This window comes from Homoserinimonas sp., assembly GCF_056262345.1.
This window is the reverse complement of sequence record NZ_JBACFR010000194.1, coordinates 1-1,674: the sequence shown is the minus strand read 5'-3', so window position 1 is coordinate 1,674 and position 1,674 is coordinate 1. Positions and strand designations below refer to the sequence as shown.

Annotated in this window: 1 protein-coding gene and 1 pseudogene; both read right to left on the bottom strand. The window is 65.2% G+C overall.

Going from position 1 to position 1,674, the window contains the following annotated elements; all coding sequences use genetic code 11:
* Positions 1-330, bottom strand: a pseudogene (locus AC062T_RS09590) (phosphatase PAP2 family protein); the annotation flags it as partial.
* Between the two features lie 53 nt (positions 331-383).
* The coding region (locus tag AC062T_RS09585; protein WP_476029492.1) for a GH1 family beta-glucosidase at positions 384-1,674 on the bottom strand (1,291 nt) is incomplete at its 5' end.

Genomic DNA, 1,674 nt, shown 5'->3' with positions numbered 1-1,674 from the left:
AACCGCGCCGGCGCTCGCGATCGCAGCGATCAGGTAATACAGCGCGGCCCAAAACCGGCGCAGCAGGCAGAGCACGATGACCGTGGCGATAGGCACAACAAAAATGCCGACAATGCCGCCGCCGAGCCAGTTCAAGAACAGCGAGAGCACCTCAAGAGCGTCGCTGCGATAACTCAGCATGGCGTCGAGCCACCCCAGATCGACGCCGAGAGGTGAGCCGCTGTCGCGGGCCGCGATGAGCCCACCCAGCGATACGGCCAATATCAGGGCAACGATTCCGCTGATGAGGGGCCAACGGTTGGTGACGGCTCGGGGCTTGCGGGACTCCATAATTCTGAAACTAGCCGCGATTGGCTGAATAGTGCGCCAGCATCCGCTCAGATTTAACGCTCGTTTCGCGGGCCCGTCGGAATGCGTCGGCTGCGCACAAGCTCCGAATACCAGTGACCGGAGTTCTTGATCGTGCGCTCGAGCGTGTCGTAGTCGACGTGCACGATGCCGAAACGCTTGGAGAAGCCGTAGGCCCATTCGAAGTTGTCGAGCAGCGACCACACTTGGTAACCGCGAACATCGACGCCACGCGAGAGGGCTCGGTGAACCGCCGTGAGGTGGCGCTGCAGATAGTCGATGCGATCAGCGTCGTCGACCACCCCATCCCGCACCTCGTCGACGAATGCCGCACCGTTCTCGGTGACCATGAGCGGAAGGTCGGGGAACTGCTCAGAGAGCGACACGAGCAGCTCTTCAAACCCCTCCGGCGCGATGTTCCAGCCCATGTCGGTGTACGGGCCGGGCTGCTGAACGAACTCCACAAAGTCGCTGCCGGGCCAGGGGCTGCCCGCCGTGCCCTTGTGCCCATCCGCCCTCTGCCGTGGCCCCCGGCCGTTCCACTCTCTGACCATCGCGGTGGAGTAGTAGTTGACCCCGAGAAAGTCGATGGGCTGGTTCACGATGTCGAGATCGCCCGGCTGCACGAACGACCAGTCGGTGACGGACGCGGTGTCTGCCAGGAGGTCCGCCGGGTACGCCCCCGTGAGCATGGGCCCCGTGAATGAGCGATTGGCGAGCGCGTCAATGCGGCGCATCGCATCTTCTGCCTGGTCATCGCCCGGGCGAAGCACGTGAAAATTGAGCGTCACCGAGCATTCGGCGTCGGCTGGCAGAACGGACCGCAACGCCTGCGTGCCGATTCCGTGGGCGAGATTGAGGTGATGCACCGCAGTGAGCGCGGCCCGGCCACTGGCGACTCCGGGGGCGTGGGCACCGGATCCGTAGCCCAGGTAGGCCGAGCACCACGGCTCGTTCAAAGTCGTCCACGTGCCGACCCGGTCGCCGAGCGCCTCCCCCATAATTGCCGCGTAGTCGCCGAAGCGCTGAGCGGTGTCGCGGGAGGTCCATCCGCCAGCATCTTCAAGGGCCTGCGGCAGATCCCAGTGATACAGCGTGGCGATGGGTCGGATGCCGCGCTTGCGCAGGCCGTCGACCAGCCGGGAATAAAAGGCGAGACCGCGCGAGTTGACGGCGCCCTTGCCGTCGGGCTGAATGCGCGACCACGACACGGAGAAGCGGTAGGCCTCGAGCCCGAGCCGCTCCATGAGGTCGAGATCGGATTCGAGGCGGTGATAGTGGTCGTCGGCACGATCGCCCGTGTCGCCGCCGACGACGCGCCCCGGT